This is a genomic window from Pseudomonas sp. DF11 (assembly GCF_058148565.1).
In genome coordinates this window covers 295,187-311,994 of the sequence record NZ_JBYVYN010000004.1, presented here as the reverse complement: position 1 = coordinate 311,994, position 16,808 = coordinate 295,187, and the positions used below count along the sequence as shown (strand labels likewise).

The window sequence follows — 16,808 nt, the reverse complement described above, 5'->3', positions numbered from 1 at the left end:
TGGGGTTGCTGCGCAACCCAGCGGGGATAAATCCCCTCGCCACAATGAATCTGTGGAAGGCGCAAACCATGCATAACCCCTGCGCCGTCATCCCGGTCTACAACCACGAAACCGCCATCACGGCGGTGGTCCAGGCGTTGCTCGCCAACGGCCTGCCCTGTGTGCTGGTGGATGACGCCAGCAGCCCGGCGTGCGCCGCCGTGCTGGAGCGGCTGGCCGAGGACGAGCAGGTTCATCTGGTCAGGTTGGCGATCAACCAGGGCAAGGGTGGCGCGGTGATGACCGGTCTGCGGGAGGCGTCACGCCTGGGTTTCAGCCATGCCTTGCAGGTGGACGCCGACGGGCAGCACGATCTGGGCGACGTGAAGACCTTCATCGAGCAATCCCGCGCCCACCCGGACGCGGTGATCTGCGGTTATCCGCACTACGACGCCAGCGTACCGAAAGGTCGCCTGTACGCGCGCTACCTGACGCACGTCATGGTCTGGATCAACAGCCTGTCCCTGCAAATCCGCGACTCCATGTGCGGCTTTCGGGTCTATCCCCTGCCGCCGACCCTGGCGCTGATCGACTCGGCCAATATCGGCAAGCGCATGGATTTCGATTCGGACATCCTCGTGCGCCTGGCCTGGCGCAATCAGCCGATGCGCTGGCTGCACACCCGGGTCCATTACCCCCAGGACGGGGTCTCGCACTTTCGCCTGTTCCACGACAACGTGCTGATTTCCAGCATGCACACCCGGTTGTTCTTCGGCATGCTGGTGCGCTTTCCCCTGATTCTCTGGCGACGGTGGTGGGCATGAGCCTTCAGGCAGACAAGCAACATTGGGCCGACCGCCAGGAACGCGGCAGTTTCTGGCTGATGAAACTCACCGCGGTCGCCGCCAAGGTGCTCGGCCGGCGCTTGCTGACCCCGGTGCTGTACGGCATCGTCCTGTACTTCTTCATTTTCGGCCGCAGCGCCCGCCAGGCCGCCTGGCAATACCAGCAGCGCCTGGCCGACTGGAGCGAGCGCCCCGAGCTGCGCCCGACCCACCGGCGGGTGTTCGGCCAGTTCATGGCGTTTGCCGACTCCCTGTTGGACAAGCTCGATGTCTGGAACGGCAAGCTGAGCATCGAGCAGATCGAAATCGTCGACACGGCGCTGTTGCGCAATCATCTGCGTGATACCCGCGGGCAGATGCTGGTGGGCGCGCACCTGGGCAATCTGGAAATGTGCCGGGCCCTGGCCGAGCTGGGCGAGAAAGTGACCATGAACGTGCTGGTGCATACCAAGCACGCCGAGCAGTTCAACCGCTTGCTCGGTGAAGCCGGCGCCACGCACCTGCGGCTGATCCAGGTCAGCGAGCTGGACCCGGTGATCATGCTGCAACTGAGCGAACGCCTGGAGCGCGGCGAGTGGCTGGCGATTGCCGGCGACCGCGTACCGCTGCACGGCGGACGCAGTGTGACCGTGGATTTCATGGGCCACCCGGCGGCATTCCCCCAGGGGCCCTGGTTGCTGGCGGGCCTGCTGAAATGCCCGGTCAACCTGCTGATGTGCCTCAAGCACGAGGGGCGCTATCGCGTCACCCTCGAACCCTTCGCCGATGCCGTGGCGTGGAAACGCACTGACCGCGAGCAAGTGATCGCCCACTGGGCCGGTCGCTATGCCGAGCGCCTGGCGCAGTACTGCCTCCAGGCCCCCCAACAGTGGTTCAACTTTTACCCTTTCTGGAAGACCGATGACGATGCCCACTCTTGAGCCGGTAACCTTCGGCGAACGCCCCTTGCGCATTGAAGATGTGCTGGCCCTGGCCAACCGCCGGGTGCCGACGCAGTTGCAGGATGACCCGGCGTTCCGCCAACGCATTGCCAAGGGTGCGCAATTCCTCGATTCCCTGCTGGACAAGGAAGGCGTGATCTACGGCGTGACCACCGGTTACGGCGATTCCTGCGTGGTCGCCGTGCCGTTGCACCACGTCGAGGCCCTGCCACGTCACCTGTACACGTTCCACGGCTGCGGCCTGGGCAAGTTGCTCGACGCCCAAGCCACCCGGGCAGTGCTGGCGGCGCGTTTGCAGTCGCTGTGCCACGGCGTGTCCGGGGTACGGGTGGAGTTGCTGGAACGCCTGCAGGCCTTTCTCGAACACGACATCCTGCCGCTGATCCCGGAAGAAGGTTCGGTGGGTGCCAGCGGCGACCTGACGCCGCTGTCCTACGTCGCCGCGACCCTGTCCGGCGAACGGGACGTGATGTTCCGTGGCGAACGCCGTCTGGCCGCCGATGTGCACCGCGAACTGGGCTGGCCCCCGCTGGTGCTGCGGCCCAAGGAAGCCCTGGCGTTGATGAACGGCACCGCCGTGATGACCGGCCTGGCCTGCCTGGCTTTCGCCCGCGCGGACTATCTGCTGCAACTGGCGACTCGCATCACCGCGCTGAACGTTGTCGCCCTGCAAGGCAACCCGGAACACTTCGACGAGCGCCTGTTCGCCGCCAAGCCCCACCCGGGGCAGATGCGAGTTGCCGCATGGCTGCGCAAGGACCTGGCGATCGACGCGCCGACCGCGCCGCTGCATCGCCTGCAGGATCGCTACTCCCTGCGCTGCGCACCCCACGTGCTCGGAGTGCTGGCGGACAGCCTGGGCTGGCTGCGCTCCTTCATCGAAACCGAACTCAACAGCGCCAACGACAACCCGATCATCGACGCCGAAGCCGAGCGCGTGCTGCACGGCGGGCATTTCTACGGTGGACATATCGCCTTCGCCATGGACAGCCTGAAGAACCTGGTGGCCAACGTCGCCGACTTGCTGGATCGCCAGCTCGCGCTGCTGGTGGACGAGCGTTACAACCACGGCCTGCCGAGCAACCTGTCCGGCGCCAGCGCGGAGCGGGCGATGCTCAACCACGGCTTCAAGGCCGTGCAGATCGGCACCAGCGCCTGGACCGCCGAAGCCCTGAAAAACACCATGCCGGCCAGCGTGTTCTCGCGTTCCACCGAGTGCCACAACCAGGACAAGGTGAGCATGGGCACCATCGCCGCCCGGGATGCGATCCGCGTGCTGGAACTGACCGAACAAGTCGCCGCCGCGACGCTGCTGGCCGCCAACCAGGGCGTATGGCTGCGCAGCCGCGCCGAAGACGCGCGACCGCTGCCGCCGGCCCTGGCCGCCATGCACCGGCAATTGGCCGAGGATTTCGCCCCGGTCATCGAAGACCGCGCCCTGGAAGGCGAACTGCGCCTGTGCCTGCAACGCATCGCCGAGCAACACTGGAGGCTGCATGCGTAGCCAAGGTGTTCTGCACGTCGACACCCACATCGTGGTGCCGTTCTTCGATGTCGATTCAATGAACGTGGTCTGGCACGGCCACTACGTCAAATACCTGGAAGTGGCCCGCTGCGCCCTGCTCGACCTGATCGGCCACAACTACTACGACATGCTCGAATCCGGCCATGCGTGGCCGATCATCGACCTGCAACTGCGCTATGTGCGCAGCGCCGTGTTCGGCCAGGCCCTGACCGTGCGTGCCAGCCTGGTGGAATGGGAAAACCGGCTGAAGATCAACTACCTGATCAGCGACGCCGCCACGGGCGAACGCTTGACCCGCGCCAGTTCGGTGCAAGTGGCCGTGGACCTCGCCAGTCGCGAAATGCTGCTGGCCTCGCCCCGGGTCTTTGTTCAAGCCGTTGAAAGGAAACTGCCATGAAGCGCCTGTCAGTCTGGCTGCTGTTGTGCTGCCTGTCGCCCCTGGCCCAGGCCTTCGACCTGCAACAGTTGAGCGAGCAACTGGCCCGCCCGGAAGTGATCCACGGGCAGTTCATCCAGGAAAAACATCTACGCGCCCTGCCCCAGCCCCTCACCAGCAAGGGGCGCTTCGTGCTGGCGAAAAACCACGGCCTGCTGTGGCTGCTGCAAACCCCGCTGCAACAGGACTACCGCATCACCCCCCAGGGCATCGCCCGGCGGGACGGCAACGCCTGGCAGATGCTGCCGAACAAGAGCGCCGGGGCCGAGCAGAATCGCTTGTTCCTGGCGGTATTGCAGGGCGACAGCAGTGGCTTGCTACGGGACTTCGAACTGAGCCTGTCGGGCGAGCCACAGCAGTGGAAACTCACCCTGACCCCACGCTCGGTGCTGCTCAAGCAGGTCTTCAACCAGATCAACATCGACGGCGGCGAACTCGTGCAGCGCATCGAACTGCTGGAAACCCAGGGCGACAGCACCGTGCTGCGCATGCAGGACAGCATCAGCACGCAACCCTTGAGCGAAGCGGAGCAACATGATTTTGCCGAGTGAACGGATGCTGCCCCGGCTGTTCCTGGTCCTGCTGCTGGCAGTGCTGGCGCTCGCCGGTTGGCAATGGCGCAATGGCGCGCCGCTGTCGGCCAATCTCATGGAGCTGGTGCCGGGCACATCGCCCGATGCCCTGGAGCTGATCGCCGAACAACGCATGCAGGAGCCGCTCAATCGCGAAGTGCTGGTGCTGGTGGGTCACACCGACCGCCAGCACGCCATCGCCCTGGCACAGACCCTGGGTGAGCAATGGCAGGCCAGCGGCCTGTTCGACAAAGTCCAGTGGACGTTGCAGGCCGACTTGCCGGCGCTGCGCACGCAATTGCTCAACGGGCGGTTGGCGATGCTCTCGGCGGCGGACCGGCAGCAATTGATCGAACAACCCCAGGCATTCATCCAGCAACGGGTGCAGGCCCTGTTCGATCCATTCAGCGGTTTCAGCCTGGTGCCGAACCAGGACGACTGGCTGGGCCTGACCGGGCGCATCCAGAACAGCCAGCCACAACGCGGCGCGATTAAATTCGACATTGGCAGCGGTGCGTTGGTCGCCGATGCCGACGGTAAAAGCTGGGTGATGCTGCGGGCCCGCGCCCAGGGCAACGCCTTCGATATGAACCTGCCGTTGCAAGTGGCCGAACTGCTGCAGCGCAGCCGCGACCAGGCGGGCCAGGCCCAAGGGCAACTGCTGGCGGCCAGCGGCCTGCTGTACGCCGCCAGCGGCCAGCAACAGGCGTCGCGGGAAATCACCTGGGTTGGCGGTGGCGCGACGGTCGGCATCCTGTTGCTGCTGTTGCTGGCCTTCCGACGTCTGCGCGTGTGGCTGGCGTTCGTGCCTGTGCTGGTGGGCATGCTGTTCGGCGCGGTGGCGTGCGTGGCCTTGTTCGGACGCATGCATGTGATGACCCTGGTCCTGGGTTCCAGTCTGATCGGCGTCGCGGTGGACTACCCACTGCACTACCTGTCCAAGAGCTGGAGCCTCAAGCCATGGCGCAGTTGGCCGGCCTTGCGCCTGACCCTGCCGGGGCTGAGCCTGAGCCTGGCGACCACCTGCATCGGCTACCTGGCCCTGGCCTGGACGCCGTTCCCGGCCCTGACCCAGATCGCGATCTTTTCCGCCGCCGGGTTGGTTGGCGCCTACCTGACCGCCGTCTGCCTGCTGCCGGCGCTGCTCAAGGGCGCCGACTTGCGTCCGGCCCAATGGCCGCTGCGGCTGTGCGAATGCCTGCTCAAGGTCCGCCAGGCACTGTTGGCGCGGGTACCAACACCCGTACTGCTGGTGTTGCTGCTGAGTTTTTGCGCAGGCGGCCTCTGGCACCTGACCACCAAAAACGACATTCGCCAGTGGATCGGCACGCCCCAGCACCTCACCGACGAAGCCCGCGACATCGCGCGCATCACCGGCTTCCAGCCCACCAGCCAATTCTTCCTGATCCGCGCCGACGACCAGGCACAACTGCTGGAGCGCCAGACCGCCCTCAACGAGCGGCTCGATCAATTGATCGGCCTGGAAAAACTCCAGGGCTACCTGTCGCTGAACCAACTGGTCAGCCCGCCTGCCGAACAGCAGAAAGTGCGTAAGGCCCTGGCCCGCTTGCCAGCCTTCTGGCAACCGCTGCTGGACCTGGGCGTGCCGGTCGCCGCGCTGCAAACGGAGCTGGCGCAACTGCAAGCCTTGCCGGTGGAAGACATCGATGCCGCGTTGACCGGGCCCTTGGCCGAGCCCTATCGCACACTCTGGCTCGGCCCGACAGAACAAGGCGTGGCCGCCATGATCAGTCTGCAAGGCTTGAACGACGCCGCGCTGCTGCGGGTGCAGGCAGTGGATTTGCCAGGCGTGCAACTGGTGGATCGCCTGGGCGACCTGAACCGGGTCTTCGCCGCGACGCAGGTCAGCGCCGCCGAGTTGAAACTGGCCTCCTGCGTGCTGATCGTGCTGGTGCTGATCTGGCCGTTCGGGGTCGGCGCGGCCTTGCGGATCGTCGCCCTGCCATTGCTGGCCGCCCTGTGCAGCCTGGCGAGCCTCGGCTGGCTGGGGCAGCCACTGACCCTGTTCAGCCTGTTCGGCCTGTTGCTGGTGACGGCCATCGGCGTCGACTACGCGATCCTGATGCGCGAGCAGATCGGCGGTGCCGCCGTGAGCCTGCTGGGCACACTGCTGGCGGCGGTCACCACCTGGCTGTCGTTCGGCCTGCTGGCGCTGTCCAGCACCCCGGCGGTGAGCAACTTCGGCCTGGCAGTGAGCCTGGGGCTGGCCTTCAGCTTCATGCTGGCGCCGTGGGCCGGGCATCAGGCCCACGCGGCTGCCGTCGCGGAGCCCGCCCCATGATGACCCTGCTGTTCTGGCTCATGGCCCTGGGGTTGTTCGCCGTCGCAACCCGCACAGGCTGTCGCTTCGGGTTGATCCCGATTGTCAGCCAGTTGTTGCTGGCGACGTTTGGCCTGCCGCTGCTGATGTATTTCTGGATCGAGCCGGGTTGGCAGCTCAGCGGCGCGCAACTGGTGTCGCCCGTGTGGCTGAAGAACCTCTACAGCCTCGCGTTCGCGCTGTTGCTGGGGCACATTCTCAGCGACGTGATCGACCTGCGCCTGGATCGCCAGAGCGTGAAAATCGCCCTGCCCAGCTTCGTCGTTCCGTTTGCCTGCGGCCTGGCGACAGCGTTCTGGCTGCTGCCGCCCCAACCCTGGATCAGCTCCCTGGCGGTGGGGCTGCTGTTTGCGATCACCGCGATCCCGGTGCTGTACCTGTATCTGCGTCACATCGACTACCCGCCCGCCGCCACGCGGCGATTGGTGCAGACGGCGATCATGATCGACCTGGCCTGCTGGAGCCTGTTCGGCCTGGCCCAGGGCAGCCTGCACTTGAGCAGCCTGTTGCTGCCGCTGGCCTGTGCCGGCGTGCCGCTGCTGTTGCGTCTGCTCGGCCTGCGCCAGCCGTTGCTGTACAGCGGCGTGTTTTTTGCGCTGTTGGTGGTGGCCGAGCATTACCGGCTCAACGCACTGATCGTCGGCATCGGCTATCTGCTGTGCATGGCCGCACTCAAAGTGCCCTTGCGGCTGCCGCTCGATGCCGCCTGGATGCAGGGTTTGCAGACCTACCTGGCGATCCCGCTGATCCTCACGTTCGGCATTGTGCAGATCAACGTCCACAGCGCCATGAACAGCCTCGACTGGGTGCAATGGACGGCGTTGCTGCTGTTGCCCATTGCCAGCAAACTGCTGGGCAACTGGCTGGGGCTGGGTTGGGCCGACGCCCCCTTCGCCGGCGCCAGTCGCTGGCGCGAAAGTGTCTTGCTGAATATTCGCGGCTTGAGTGAAATCGTCTTCCTCAATCTGCTCTTGCAACAACAGCTCATCAGCCCGGCGCTGTATTTCACGCTGATGCTGATGGGACTGATCGCGACATTGTTGCCGGCCGTGGCCGGTTTCCACCGTATTCCCTCGATTGCCGTCCCGGCCAGGAGCTCCAGTGCCAACAGTTGAAATGGAACGTCGACAGGTCATCGTGATCGGCGCAGGCCCTTCCGGCGCTATCGCGGCGGCGCTGCTCAAGCGCAAGGGCCACGATGTGCTGGTCATCGAGCGCCAGCATTTCCCCCGGTTCTCCATCGGCGAGAGCCTGTTGTCCCATTGCCTGGATTTCGTCGAAGAAGCCGGCATGCTCGACGCGGTGAATGCCGCTGGATTCCAGCGCAAGAACGGCGCCGCGTTCGCCTGGGGCGAGCGCTACAGCGCTTTCGATTTCGGCGACACCTTCAGCGACGGCAAGCCCACGACCTTCCAGGTGCAACGCGCCGACTTCGACAAGTTGCTGGCCGACCAGGCCGCCCTGCAAGGCGTGGAAATCCGCTACGGCCAAGCCATTGCCAGCGTCGATTTCAGCCTCGCCAAGCCACAACTGGGCGTGCAGCGCGAAGACGGTAGCAAGTACCGGGTCGAGGCTGACTTCGTACTCGATGCCAGCGGTTATGGCCGGGTCTTGCCGCGCCTGCTGGACCTTGAGGCGCCGTCGAATTTCCCGGTACGCCAGGCCGTGTTCACCCATATTGAAGATCGCATCGACGCGGCGACTTTCGACCGCGAAAAAATCCTCATCACCACCCATCCGAGCAAGCGCGACGTGTGGTTCTGGACCATCCCGTTCAGCGGCGGGCGTTGCTCGGTGGGCGTGGTCGCCGCCGCGGAACATTTCGCTGGCCGCACCGACGACCTCGATGCCTGCCTGCGCGGTTTCATCGACGAAACCCCAAGCCTGGCCGGCGTGCTGCGTAACGCCGTGTGGGACACTCCGGCACGGACCATCGGCGGCTACTCGGCCAACGTCAAGACCCTGCATGGTCCTGGCTTCGCCCTGCTGGGCAACGCCGCGGAATTCCTCGACCCGGTGTTCTCCTCCGGCGTGACCATCGCCATGCGTTCGGCGAGCATGGCCGCCGACGTACTCCACCGGCAGTTGCAAGGTGAAAGCGTGGACTGGCAAAGCGAGTTCGCCGAACCCCTCAAGCGCGGCGTCGACACCTTCCGCTGCTACGTCGAGGGCTGGTACGCCGGCACCTTCCAGGACGTGATTTTCTACACCGAAGGTTCGGACGACATCCGTCGCATGATCAGTTCGATCCTGGCCGGCTACGCCTGGGATCAGCGCAACCCGTTCGTCAGCGAACCCAAGCGGCGCCTGCGCATGCTCTCGGAAATCTGTGCGAGCCCGGCGCCATGAGGCAGCAACCATGAGCTACCTGAGCGACAACTACGTCGAAGAGACCCGCTTCGGCTTCTGGTTCCTGCGCAGCCACACCTGGCAGCACCATGTGTTGCGCGTGGCGATCAACGACCTGCGCAGCCTGTTCAGCACCCCGCTGCCGGCCAGCCCGGTGCTGCTGGACGCTGGCTGCGGCCAGGGCAAATCGTTCCAGTACCTGCACCAGGTGTTCGCGCCACACCATCTGATCGGCGTGGATGCCGACCCCCACAGCCTGGACCTGAGCCGGGAGGAAGCCGCGCGCCAGGGCATCGCCGTGGAGCTGATCGGCAGCGACTGCGCGACATTGGCAGTGCCCGATGCCAGCGTCGACCTGCTGTTCTGTCACCAGACCTTCCATCACCTGGTGGAACAGGAAAAAGCCCTCGCCGAGTTCTATCGCGTACTCAAGCCCGGCGGCTACTTGATGTTCGCCGAATCCACCGAAGCCTACATCGACACCTGGGTGATCCGCTGGCTGTTCCGCCATCCCATGCACGTGCAGAAAAGTGCCGCGCAGTACCTGGAGATGATCCAAGGGCAGGGTTTCCAGTTCGAGGCCCGCAACGTGTCCTACCCGTACCTGTGGTGGAGCCGTGCCAAGGATTTCGGCCTGCTGGAACGCTTTGGCCTGCGTCGTCCCAAGCCATTTGGCGAGCGTGAAGAAACCCTGGTCAACGTGGTGGCCCGCAAACCTCTCGAAGGGGCTGCCGGATGATCCGTGGCCTGCTGATCGCCTGTGTGTTGCTGCTCAGTGCCTGCGCCAGCCGCGCGCCGCTGCCCGCGCGCATGCCGACCCTGGCGTTGCCGATGCAACTGCACATCGAGCGGACAATGGCCGGCCAACGCCAGGACTGGTTGCTGGTGATCCAGCGCGAAAACGCCGGCATCCGTTGGTCGATGATGGACCCGCTGGGCATTCCCGTGGCCCGTCAGCGCCTGGTCGCTGGCCAGTGGCAGGCCGACGGTCTGCTACCGCCCAATGCCGAGGCCCGGGAGCTGTTCGCCGCGCTGCTGTTCGCCCTGACCCCCGAAGCCGAGCTGCCCGGCAACTACCCGGCCGCCCGGCTACAGGCTTCGCAACGGAGCCTCGATAGTCGCTGGCAGGTGCGCTACGAGCAGCCGCTGGATTTTGAACTGAGCCTGCCCCAAGGCCCCCGCTACCGCATCACACCGTTGACCGAGAATGCCCCATGACCGCCTATTTGAATGCCCTCGGGGTGATCTGCGCCCTGGGCCGCGACAAACATAGCGTCGCCCGCAACCTGTTTGCCGGCGACTGCTCGGGCGTGCGTATCGAAGATGGCTGGGTGGCCGAACGTGCCTTGCCGGTCGCCTCGGTGCCGGGTGAACTCGCACCTATTCCCCCTGCCCTCGCGGCGCAACGCAGCCGCAACAATCAGCTGCTGTTGGAAGCCGGGCTGCAGATTCGCGCCGAGATCGACCAGGCCATCCAGGCCTACGGTCACGCCCGCATCGGCATCGTCCTGGGCACCAGCACGTCGGGCATCGATGAGGCCAGCCAGGGCATCGCCCACTATCTGCGCGAGCAACGCTTCCCCGATGGCTACGACTATCAGCAACAGGAACTCAGCGCGCCGGCCAATTTTCTTTCCGACTGGCTCGGTTTGAGCGGTCCGTCCTACGTGATTTCCACGGCCTGCACCTCCAGCGCACGGGCCTTGATGAGTGCCCGACGCCTGCTGGACCTGGGCCAGTGCGATGCCGTGCTGTGCGGTGGCGTGGACAGCTTGTGCAAACTGACCCTCAACGGTTTTTCCGCACTGGAGGCGGTATCGAGCGAACGCTGCAATCCGTTTTCGGTGAACCGCAGCGGCATCAACATTGGCGAAGCGGCGGTGCTGTTCCTGATGAGCAAGACGCCGGGAGACGGCCCCAGGATCGCCCTGCTGGGCGACGGTGCCAGTTCCGATGCCCATCATATTTCCGCCCCCGAACCCAGCGGTCGCGGCGCCCGCCAGGCCATGGAAAAAGCCCTGCGTTGCGCGGGCCTCGAAGCCTGCCAGATCGACTACCTGAACCTGCACGGCACCGCCACGCAGCACAACGACGCCATGGAGAGCCAGGCGGTGGCCGGGCTGTTTCCGGCGGGCGTGCCCTGCTCGTCCACCAAACCCATGACCGGCCACACCCTCGGTGCGGCCGGGGCGCTGGAGGCGGCGTTCTGTTGGCTGGCCCTGGCCCCCCAAAACAGCACCCAGGCCTTGCCGCCGCATGTCTGGGACGGCCAGGCCGATCCTGCCCTGCCGGCGCTGGACTGGGTCACCGCCAGTACCCGCCTGAACCCGGCCATCCCGCGCCGCCTGATGAGCAATTCATTTGCCTTCGGCGGCAACAACGTCAGCCTGATTATCGGAGACGCCCCATGATTGACTGGCCGCTCGCCGAACTGCTGCCCCACGCAGGGGACATGATCCTCATCGACCGGATCCTGTCGTTCGATGACGAACAGATCCATACCTGCACCACCGTCAAGCCTGGTGGTTTGTTCAATCGCGACGACGGCGCGCTGCCGGCCTGGGTCGGCATCGAGCTGATGGCCCAGAGCGTGGCGGCGTTCGCCGGTTGTCACGCACGCCGGCGCGGCGACGCCGTGGAGCTGGGCTTTCTGCTCGGCACCCGCAAGTTCGAATGCAACGTCGATTGTTTTCCCGTCGGCACCGAGCTGAGCATCCATGGCGTGCGCTCCCTGGAAGACGACAACGGCATGGGCGTGTTCGAATGCCACATCCACGCCCCCGGCATCCATGCCACGGCCCGGCTCAACGTTTTCCGTCCGCCCCAGGCCGCCCATTACCTTCATGAACCGTCCGCAACAGGAAACCCGTCATGACTGAATCCGTACTGGTCACCGGCTCCAGCCGTGGCATCGGCCGCGCCATCGCCCTGCGTCTGGCCCAGGCCGGGCACGACATCGTGCTGCATTGCCGCAGTGGCCGCACCGAGGCCGAAGCCGTCCAGGCAGACATCCAGGCCTTGGGCCGCCAGGCGCGCGTGCTGCAATTCGACGTGTCCGACCGTGCCGCCTGCAAAGCCACCCTCGAAGCCGACGTCGAGACCCACGGTGCCTATTACGGTGTAGTGCTCAATGCCGGCCTGACCCGCGATGGCGCTTTCCCAGCCTTGAGCGAAGACGACTGGGATGTGGTGATGCGCACCAACCTCGACGGTTTCTACAACGTGCTGCATCCGGTGATGATGCCGATGATCCGTCGTCGCGCCGCCGGGCGGATCGTCTGCATCACCTCGGTCTCGGGGCTGATCGGCAATCGCGGGCAGGTCAACTACAGTGCTTCGAAGGCCGGTTTGATCGGCGCCGCCAAGGCGTTGGCAATTGAGCTGGGCAAGCGCAAGATCACCGTCAATTGCGTCGCGCCAGGCCTGATCGACACCGCCATGCTCGATGAAAACGTACCTGTGGAAGAACTGATGAAAATGATCCCCGCCCAGCGCATGGGCACTGCGCAAGAAGTGGCGGGTGCGGTGAATTTCCTGATGTCCGCCGAAGCCGGCTACATCACCCGCCAGGTCCTGGCCGTCAACGGAGGCTTGTGCTGATGAAGCGCGTCGTCGTCACCGGCATGGCCGGCATCACCTCCGTGGGCAGCGACTGGGAGACCATCGCCGCCAACTTCGCCGCCAACCGCAGTGGCATCCGGCGCATGGATGAGTGGGATCGGTTCAGCGAACTGAACACGCGCCTGGCCGGCCCCATCGACGACTTCCAGGTCCCGGCCCACTGGACCCGCAAGCAACTGCGCAGCATGGGCCGCGTCTCGCGCCTGGCGGTCGCCGCGGCGGAACAGGCCCTGGCCGACGCCGGCCTGTTGGGCGATGAGTCGATCAAGGACGGGCGCATGGGCGTGTCCTGCGGTTCGTCCACCGGCAGCACCGACGAGATCAAGGCGTTCGGCAACATGCTGCTCAACAGCGTGGCCGAAGGGCTGAACGCCAATTCCTATGTACGGATGATGCCCCACACCACAGCGGCCAACATCAGCATCTTCTTTGGGCTGACCGGACGCCTGATCCCCACCTCCAGCGCCTGCACCAGCGGCAGCCATGGCATCGGTTATGCCTATGAAGCCATCAAGTTCGGGCGCCTGCCGTTGATGCTGGCCGGTGGCGCGGAAGAGCTGTGCCCGACCGAGGCGATGGTCTTCGATGCGCTGTACGCCACCAGCCTGAAAAACGATGCGCCGCAAACCAGCCCGCGCCCCTACGACAAGGGCCGCGATGGCCTGGTGATCGGCGAAGGCGCCGGCATGCTGGTACTCGAAGAACTGGAACATGCCCTGGCCCGTGGCGCAAAAATCCATGCCGAGGTCGTCGGCTTTGGCAGCAACGCCGACGGCCAGCACGCCACCCGCCCCGAACTGGGCACCATGCGCCGGGCCATGGAGCTGGCCTTGGAAGACGCCGGCCTCGAACCCTCGGCCATCGGCTACGTCAACGGCCACGGCACTGCCACCGAGCAGGGCGACATCGCCGAAACCCTGGCCACCAGCAGCCTGTTTGGCGAACACATGCCCATCAGCTCGCAAAAGAGCTTCCTCGGCCACACCCTGGGTGCCTGCGGGGCGCTGGAGTCCTGGTTCAGCATCGAAATGATGAACCGTGACCTGTACGTGCACACCTTCAACCTCGATGAGGTCGATCCCCAGTGCGGCAAGCTCGATTACCTGCGCAACGAATTCCGGGCGATGAGCCACGAATACGTGATGAACAACAACTTCGCCTTTGGTGGGGTCAACACCTCGCTGATCTTCCGCCGCTGGCGCTGAATCGGATTCAAAACCCTGTTACCTCTCGTCAAGGAGACCATGATGTCGTTGAAGAAAATCGCCGTAACCGCCGCCCTGTTGCTCAGCACCCTGCCAAGCCTCAGCCAGGCCCGTGATACCGCGCTGTTCCTGCCGTTCGACAAAGTCGTCGCCGAGGCCATCCGTACCGGCAAGATCGACGGCAGCGTGAAGTTCTACCTGGCCGGCAACAAACCGGCCGGCAACGTCACCGTGATCAGCCCTGGAGCCGTGACCAACAAGAAGACCAACGCCTTCAACAAATCCGATGAAGTGGCCTGCGAATGGGTGCTGCAATCGGCCCTGATCAGCCTGCACCAAGCCGCCAAGAATGCCGGCGCCAACGCCGTCACCAACATCGTCAGCTTCTACAAGAGCAACGAACGCAAGGACCCGACCACCTACGAATGCCACGCCGGCGCGATCATGGCGGGCGTTGCGTTGAAAGGGGATCTGGCGAAGGTGCAATAAGCCCGGTACGGCTGTTGGCACCGATCCGACGCAATCGCGAGCAGGCTCGCTCCCACAGGATTTGGCGGCGCACCAGATATTGCGTACACCATGAATCCATTGTGGGAGCGAACTTGCTCGCGATTGCAGTGGGTCAGCAGCGGTGATGTTGGCTGGGGGCTGCCGCTATCACCTGCGCCTTTTCATTTGTAGGTAGCCCAGAGTACCGAAGGGATCAGTCGCGCTTTGCAGGGGCAGGTACTGTGGCTATCCAACGTGCCGGCCATGTGCCTGCCATGACTGACCATATGCGCGATGCCGCCCCTGATCTGATAGGTTTTTCCATCCCGTCCACACGAGACGCGATCACCTTCGCGGGCATGCAGCAGGCCAAACATGTTGCCCTTGTTATCGCCTTCCAGCACTTTTCCACCGCAAGTGGTCTTGTCACCCAAACCGATGAAGTACCCCTCGTTCATTGGATGCTCTCCTTCACTCCATTCGAGTGCAGGTAATGAACATCCGCCAGTTTGAGCGCGGGCAAAAAGTCCTCTGCCATCGGCACGCCTTCACGCACGATGATCAGAAAACGTCTCTGAAGCGTATTGATGATCTCGTCGCCATTGCTCAAGCGGCTGCCGACCAGGGCGATGTTGCTATTGGCGACTCCGGCGGCAGTTACGATCCGCGCGGTGCTTCCGTCGGCGTACACAACCTGGTCGCCTTTCTGCGCGGCTCGTACTTTCCAGCCATCATCCAGGGTGAACGTCAACGACGATGACACTTGCTGGATCGTTCCGCCGTTACGCGTCTGGCTACCCTCGGTGGCCACCCGGTAAATAGCGATTGGGGGATGAGCCATGACGAACGCTTTTTGTTGATTAAGAAATGCGATGACTTTTTCGTCAAAACCATCAAGCGCCTGTTGCTCCAAGTACAAATCGTCCAAATGACGAAGATATTCACGAGAGACTTCGTTGGTGTATGGGGTATACGAAGATGAGTGCATTTCCAAGGGCCTTATTCATGGGCTTTAGGCTACCTCCCTTTCCACCGAGGAGGAGCATTGAGCCAGACGATTCGGAATGATGAATAAGACGTCGCAGCGCTGGAGAAACGCAATCCCAACAGGGTGGACATTTGGAGCAAATAGGAAACATCGCAACTAAAAATGCGTATTTTCCTACAGTCAATGGGAGGAGGGTATACACGCTTTGCCCGGTATCTTCACCCGCCCCTGTTTTGCTCCACCCCAATTACCGCTTGTCGGGACTGTCAACTTCGACAGTATCGATGAGACTGGGAAAGCTTCAGGCTTCAAACGCCTGAAAAAACACCTTCCAGATTAACGTTCGATAAAAACAGTTCGGCGTCATTCATAAACTGCACCGCGTATTTCATGAAACTAATTTGGCTCCAAAAATGGACAAAAAAATGAGGGACACAATAGCCTGGTCGGGCGTCACTCCCTTATCTTCTCGACACCAAGCCACCTCGCCGCCTGTAGAACAAAACATTGTTGTAGAGGGTGCGTTATTCACGCGTGGCTACGTGTATGTGAACGGCATCCGCATGCACTATCTTATAAGCGGTAATGGCGAAAACCCGGTGTTGCTGGTGCATGGGTTTCCGGGGAGCTGGCGCAATTGGGAAGCATTGATGGGGCCATTGGTGCGTGCGGGTTATACGCCTATCGTTCCTGATTATCGCGGCGCAGGAGAAACCGATATCTCAGAAAGCGGCTATGACAAAAAAAGCATGGCGCATGATTTGCACGAGTTGGTCATCCACTTGAATATCAAACAAGTGGATGTTGTCGGCCATGACATGGGTTTAATTATTGCCTATGCCTACGGAGCACTTTATCCGGGTGAAACCAAACGTATTATCTTGATGGACGGATTCATTCCTGGCATACCAGGCTGGGAAGCGGCCTACAACGGAGACCCGTCAGCCGGTATTGCAAGCAAATGGCATTTTCGCTTCTTTGGCGAGACAGCCTTGGCCATGATCCAAGGACGGGAAGAAATTTACCTGAACATGTTTTTCGATAACTTCGTATTTTCCCGCAACAATGCAGTGTCGGACAGCGTGCGTGCTGCGTTGGTGAAGGATTACTCCCGACCTGGACGTATGGAGGCGGCCTTCAAGCTTTATTCAGCCTGGATAGAACATGATGTGAATGACAATCAGGAGTTCGCCAGCCATAAACTGACGGTGCCTGTGCTCACCATCGGCGGGGACCATTCGAGAGGAAACACCTTGGCCGAGCAAGTCAAATACATCACTACACAACCGTACGCTTTTATACTGCACAACACCGGGCATTGGGTACTGGAAGAAAAAACACAGGCGACCTGCGAAGCGATCCTGGCATTTTTGCGTGATAAAAAATAACCGTTGGCCTCATCCATCAATACTCATCGCGAGCCAATTCGCTCCTGCATGGATTATGTATCCGCAACACCTGTACACCGCCTGACACCGCCTCATGCGGTATCTATATACCGCCTCTTCTTCGCGCTT

18 protein-coding genes are annotated in these 16,808 nt (G+C 63.1%); 16 read left to right on the top strand and 2 right to left on the bottom strand.

Annotated elements, in window-relative coordinates:
- Positions 1 to 68: 68 nt before the first annotated feature.
- From AC30D9_RS14910 to AC30D9_RS14840, 15 genes are read left to right on the top strand one after another with little or no spacing between them, the layout of a single operon-like run.
- A complete protein-coding gene (locus AC30D9_RS14910) occupies positions 69 to 803 on the top strand; it encodes a glycosyltransferase family 2 protein (RefSeq protein WP_490144302.1) in 735 nt (244 codons plus the stop codon).
- Positions 800 to 1,744: a lysophospholipid acyltransferase family protein gene (locus AC30D9_RS14905; protein ID WP_307573690.1), complete on the top strand. Its 945-nt coding sequence runs from the start codon at positions 800 to 802 to the stop codon at positions 1,742 to 1,744. The genes AC30D9_RS14910 and AC30D9_RS14905 overlap by 4 nt, the downstream gene beginning before the upstream one ends.
- The gene (locus AC30D9_RS14900) at positions 1,725 to 3,269 is read left to right on the top strand and encodes an HAL/PAL/TAL family ammonia-lyase (RefSeq protein ID WP_490144301.1); all 1,545 of its coding nucleotides are present in this window, start codon (positions 1,725 to 1,727) and stop codon (positions 3,267 to 3,269) included. Before AC30D9_RS14905 ends, AC30D9_RS14900 begins: the two co-directional genes overlap by 20 nt.
- Positions 3,262 to 3,687, top strand: coding sequence for an acyl-CoA thioesterase (locus AC30D9_RS14895; RefSeq protein ID WP_490144300.1), 426 nt, complete (start codon positions 3,262 to 3,264; stop codon positions 3,685 to 3,687). The genes AC30D9_RS14900 and AC30D9_RS14895 overlap by 8 nt, the downstream gene beginning before the upstream one ends.
- Positions 3,684 to 4,277: an outer membrane lipoprotein carrier protein LolA gene (locus AC30D9_RS14890; RefSeq protein ID WP_490144299.1), complete on the top strand. Its 594-nt coding sequence runs from the start codon at positions 3,684 to 3,686 to the stop codon at positions 4,275 to 4,277. Before AC30D9_RS14895 ends, AC30D9_RS14890 begins: the two co-directional genes overlap by 4 nt.
- Positions 4,261 to 6,600 (top strand): MMPL family transporter, encoded by a 2,340-nt coding sequence (locus AC30D9_RS14885; RefSeq protein ID WP_490144298.1) that lies wholly within the window; start codon positions 4,261 to 4,263, stop codon positions 6,598 to 6,600. The genes AC30D9_RS14890 and AC30D9_RS14885 overlap by 17 nt, the downstream gene beginning before the upstream one ends.
- Positions 6,597 to 7,754, top strand: coding sequence for a sodium:proton antiporter (locus AC30D9_RS14880; RefSeq protein ID WP_134922550.1), 1,158 nt, complete (start codon positions 6,597 to 6,599; stop codon positions 7,752 to 7,754). The genes AC30D9_RS14885 and AC30D9_RS14880 overlap by 4 nt, the downstream gene beginning before the upstream one ends.
- Positions 7,741 to 8,988 (top strand): NAD(P)/FAD-dependent oxidoreductase, encoded by a 1,248-nt coding sequence (locus AC30D9_RS14875; RefSeq protein ID WP_490144297.1) that lies wholly within the window; start codon positions 7,741 to 7,743, stop codon positions 8,986 to 8,988. Before AC30D9_RS14880 ends, AC30D9_RS14875 begins: the two co-directional genes overlap by 14 nt.
- A gap of 10 nt (positions 8,989 to 8,998) precedes the next feature.
- Positions 8,999 to 9,727, top strand: a complete 729-nt coding sequence (locus tag AC30D9_RS14870; RefSeq protein ID WP_134922548.1) for a class I SAM-dependent methyltransferase — start codon at positions 8,999 to 9,001, stop codon at positions 9,725 to 9,727.
- Entirely contained in the window at positions 9,724 to 10,206 is a 483-nt protein-coding gene (locus tag AC30D9_RS14865) for a DUF3261 domain-containing protein (protein WP_490144296.1), read from the top strand. The genes AC30D9_RS14870 and AC30D9_RS14865 overlap by 4 nt, the downstream gene beginning before the upstream one ends.
- On the top strand, positions 10,203 to 11,399 hold the full coding sequence (locus AC30D9_RS14860; protein ID WP_490144295.1) for a beta-ketoacyl-[acyl-carrier-protein] synthase family protein: 1,197 nt from the start codon (positions 10,203 to 10,205) through the stop codon (positions 11,397 to 11,399). The genes AC30D9_RS14865 and AC30D9_RS14860 overlap by 4 nt, the downstream gene beginning before the upstream one ends.
- A complete protein-coding gene (locus AC30D9_RS14855; protein WP_490144294.1) occupies positions 11,396 to 11,863 on the top strand; it encodes a hotdog family protein in 468 nt (155 codons plus the stop codon). Before AC30D9_RS14860 ends, AC30D9_RS14855 begins: the two co-directional genes overlap by 4 nt.
- Positions 11,860 to 12,588 carry a 3-oxoacyl-ACP reductase FabG gene (gene fabG, locus AC30D9_RS14850; RefSeq protein ID WP_490144293.1) on the top strand — a complete coding sequence of 243 codons (729 nt, stop codon included), beginning with the start codon at positions 11,860 to 11,862 and terminating at the stop codon, positions 12,586 to 12,588. Before AC30D9_RS14855 ends, fabG begins: the two co-directional genes overlap by 4 nt.
- Positions 12,588 to 13,814 carry a beta-ketoacyl-ACP synthase gene (locus tag AC30D9_RS14845; RefSeq protein WP_490144292.1) on the top strand — a complete coding sequence of 409 codons (1,227 nt, stop codon included), beginning with the start codon at positions 12,588 to 12,590 and terminating at the stop codon, positions 13,812 to 13,814. Before fabG ends, AC30D9_RS14845 begins: the two co-directional genes overlap by 1 nt.
- Before the next feature lie 42 nt (positions 13,815 to 13,856).
- Positions 13,857 to 14,303, top strand: coding sequence for an excinuclease (locus AC30D9_RS14840; RefSeq protein WP_134922542.1), 447 nt, complete (start codon positions 13,857 to 13,859; stop codon positions 14,301 to 14,303).
- 182 nt (positions 14,304 to 14,485) lie between these two features.
- Here the strand turns inward: AC30D9_RS14840 and AC30D9_RS14835 are convergent, their stop codons facing one another.
- The gene (locus AC30D9_RS14835) at positions 14,486 to 14,761 is read right to left on the bottom strand and encodes a PAAR domain-containing protein (protein WP_490144291.1); all 276 of its coding nucleotides are present in this window, start codon (positions 14,759 to 14,761) and stop codon (positions 14,486 to 14,488) included.
- Positions 14,758 to 15,291 (bottom strand): hypothetical protein, encoded by a 534-nt coding sequence (locus AC30D9_RS14830; protein WP_490144290.1) that lies wholly within the window; start codon positions 15,289 to 15,291, stop codon positions 14,758 to 14,760. The genes AC30D9_RS14835 and AC30D9_RS14830 overlap by 4 nt, the downstream gene beginning before the upstream one ends.
- A gap of 413 nt (positions 15,292 to 15,704) precedes the next feature.
- Between AC30D9_RS14830 and AC30D9_RS14825 the strand changes: the two genes are divergently transcribed.
- Positions 15,705 to 16,679 (top strand): alpha/beta fold hydrolase, encoded by a 975-nt coding sequence (locus tag AC30D9_RS14825; RefSeq protein ID WP_245150887.1) that lies wholly within the window; start codon positions 15,705 to 15,707, stop codon positions 16,677 to 16,679.
- Positions 16,680 to 16,808 lie beyond the last annotated feature (129 nt).

Excerpts from the sequence above, each read along its gene's own strand:
- AC30D9_RS14895 (WP_490144300.1), top strand. The coding sequence starts at position 3,262 with ATGCGTAGCCAAGGTGTTCTGCACGTCGACACCCACATCGTGGTGCCG.
- AC30D9_RS14840 (WP_134922542.1), top strand. The coding sequence starts at position 13,857 with ATGTCGTTGAAGAAAATCGCCGTAACCGCCGCCCTGTTGCTCAGCACC.
- AC30D9_RS14905 (WP_307573690.1), top strand. The coding sequence starts at position 800 with ATGAGCCTTCAGGCAGACAAGCAACATTGGGCCGACCGCCAGGAACGC.
- AC30D9_RS14825 (WP_245150887.1), top strand. The coding sequence starts at position 15,705 with ATGGACAAAAAAATGAGGGACACAATAGCCTGGTCGGGCGTCACTCCC.
- AC30D9_RS14860 (WP_490144295.1), top strand. The coding sequence starts at position 10,203 with ATGACCGCCTATTTGAATGCCCTCGGGGTGATCTGCGCCCTGGGCCGC.
- AC30D9_RS14885 (WP_490144298.1), top strand. The coding sequence starts at position 4,261 with ATGATTTTGCCGAGTGAACGGATGCTGCCCCGGCTGTTCCTGGTCCTG.
- AC30D9_RS14865 (WP_490144296.1), top strand. The coding sequence starts at position 9,724 with ATGATCCGTGGCCTGCTGATCGCCTGTGTGTTGCTGCTCAGTGCCTGC.
- AC30D9_RS14900 (WP_490144301.1), top strand. The coding sequence starts at position 1,725 with ATGACGATGCCCACTCTTGAGCCGGTAACCTTCGGCGAACGCCCCTTG.
- AC30D9_RS14870 (WP_134922548.1), top strand. The coding sequence starts at position 8,999 with ATGAGCTACCTGAGCGACAACTACGTCGAAGAGACCCGCTTCGGCTTC.
- AC30D9_RS14880 (WP_134922550.1), top strand. The coding sequence starts at position 6,597 with ATGATGACCCTGCTGTTCTGGCTCATGGCCCTGGGGTTGTTCGCCGTC.
- fabG (WP_490144293.1), top strand. The coding sequence starts at position 11,860 with ATGACTGAATCCGTACTGGTCACCGGCTCCAGCCGTGGCATCGGCCGC.
- AC30D9_RS14890 (WP_490144299.1), top strand. The coding sequence starts at position 3,684 with ATGAAGCGCCTGTCAGTCTGGCTGCTGTTGTGCTGCCTGTCGCCCCTG.
- AC30D9_RS14835 (WP_490144291.1), bottom strand. The coding sequence starts at position 14,761 with ATGAACGAGGGGTACTTCATCGGTTTGGGTGACAAGACCACTTGCGGT.
- AC30D9_RS14845 (WP_490144292.1), top strand. The coding sequence starts at position 12,588 with ATGAAGCGCGTCGTCGTCACCGGCATGGCCGGCATCACCTCCGTGGGC.
- AC30D9_RS14830 (WP_490144290.1), bottom strand. The coding sequence starts at position 15,291 with ATGCACTCATCTTCGTATACCCCATACACCAACGAAGTCTCTCGTGAA.
- AC30D9_RS14855 (WP_490144294.1), top strand. The coding sequence starts at position 11,396 with ATGATTGACTGGCCGCTCGCCGAACTGCTGCCCCACGCAGGGGACATG.
- AC30D9_RS14910 (WP_490144302.1), top strand. The coding sequence starts at position 69 with ATGCATAACCCCTGCGCCGTCATCCCGGTCTACAACCACGAAACCGCC.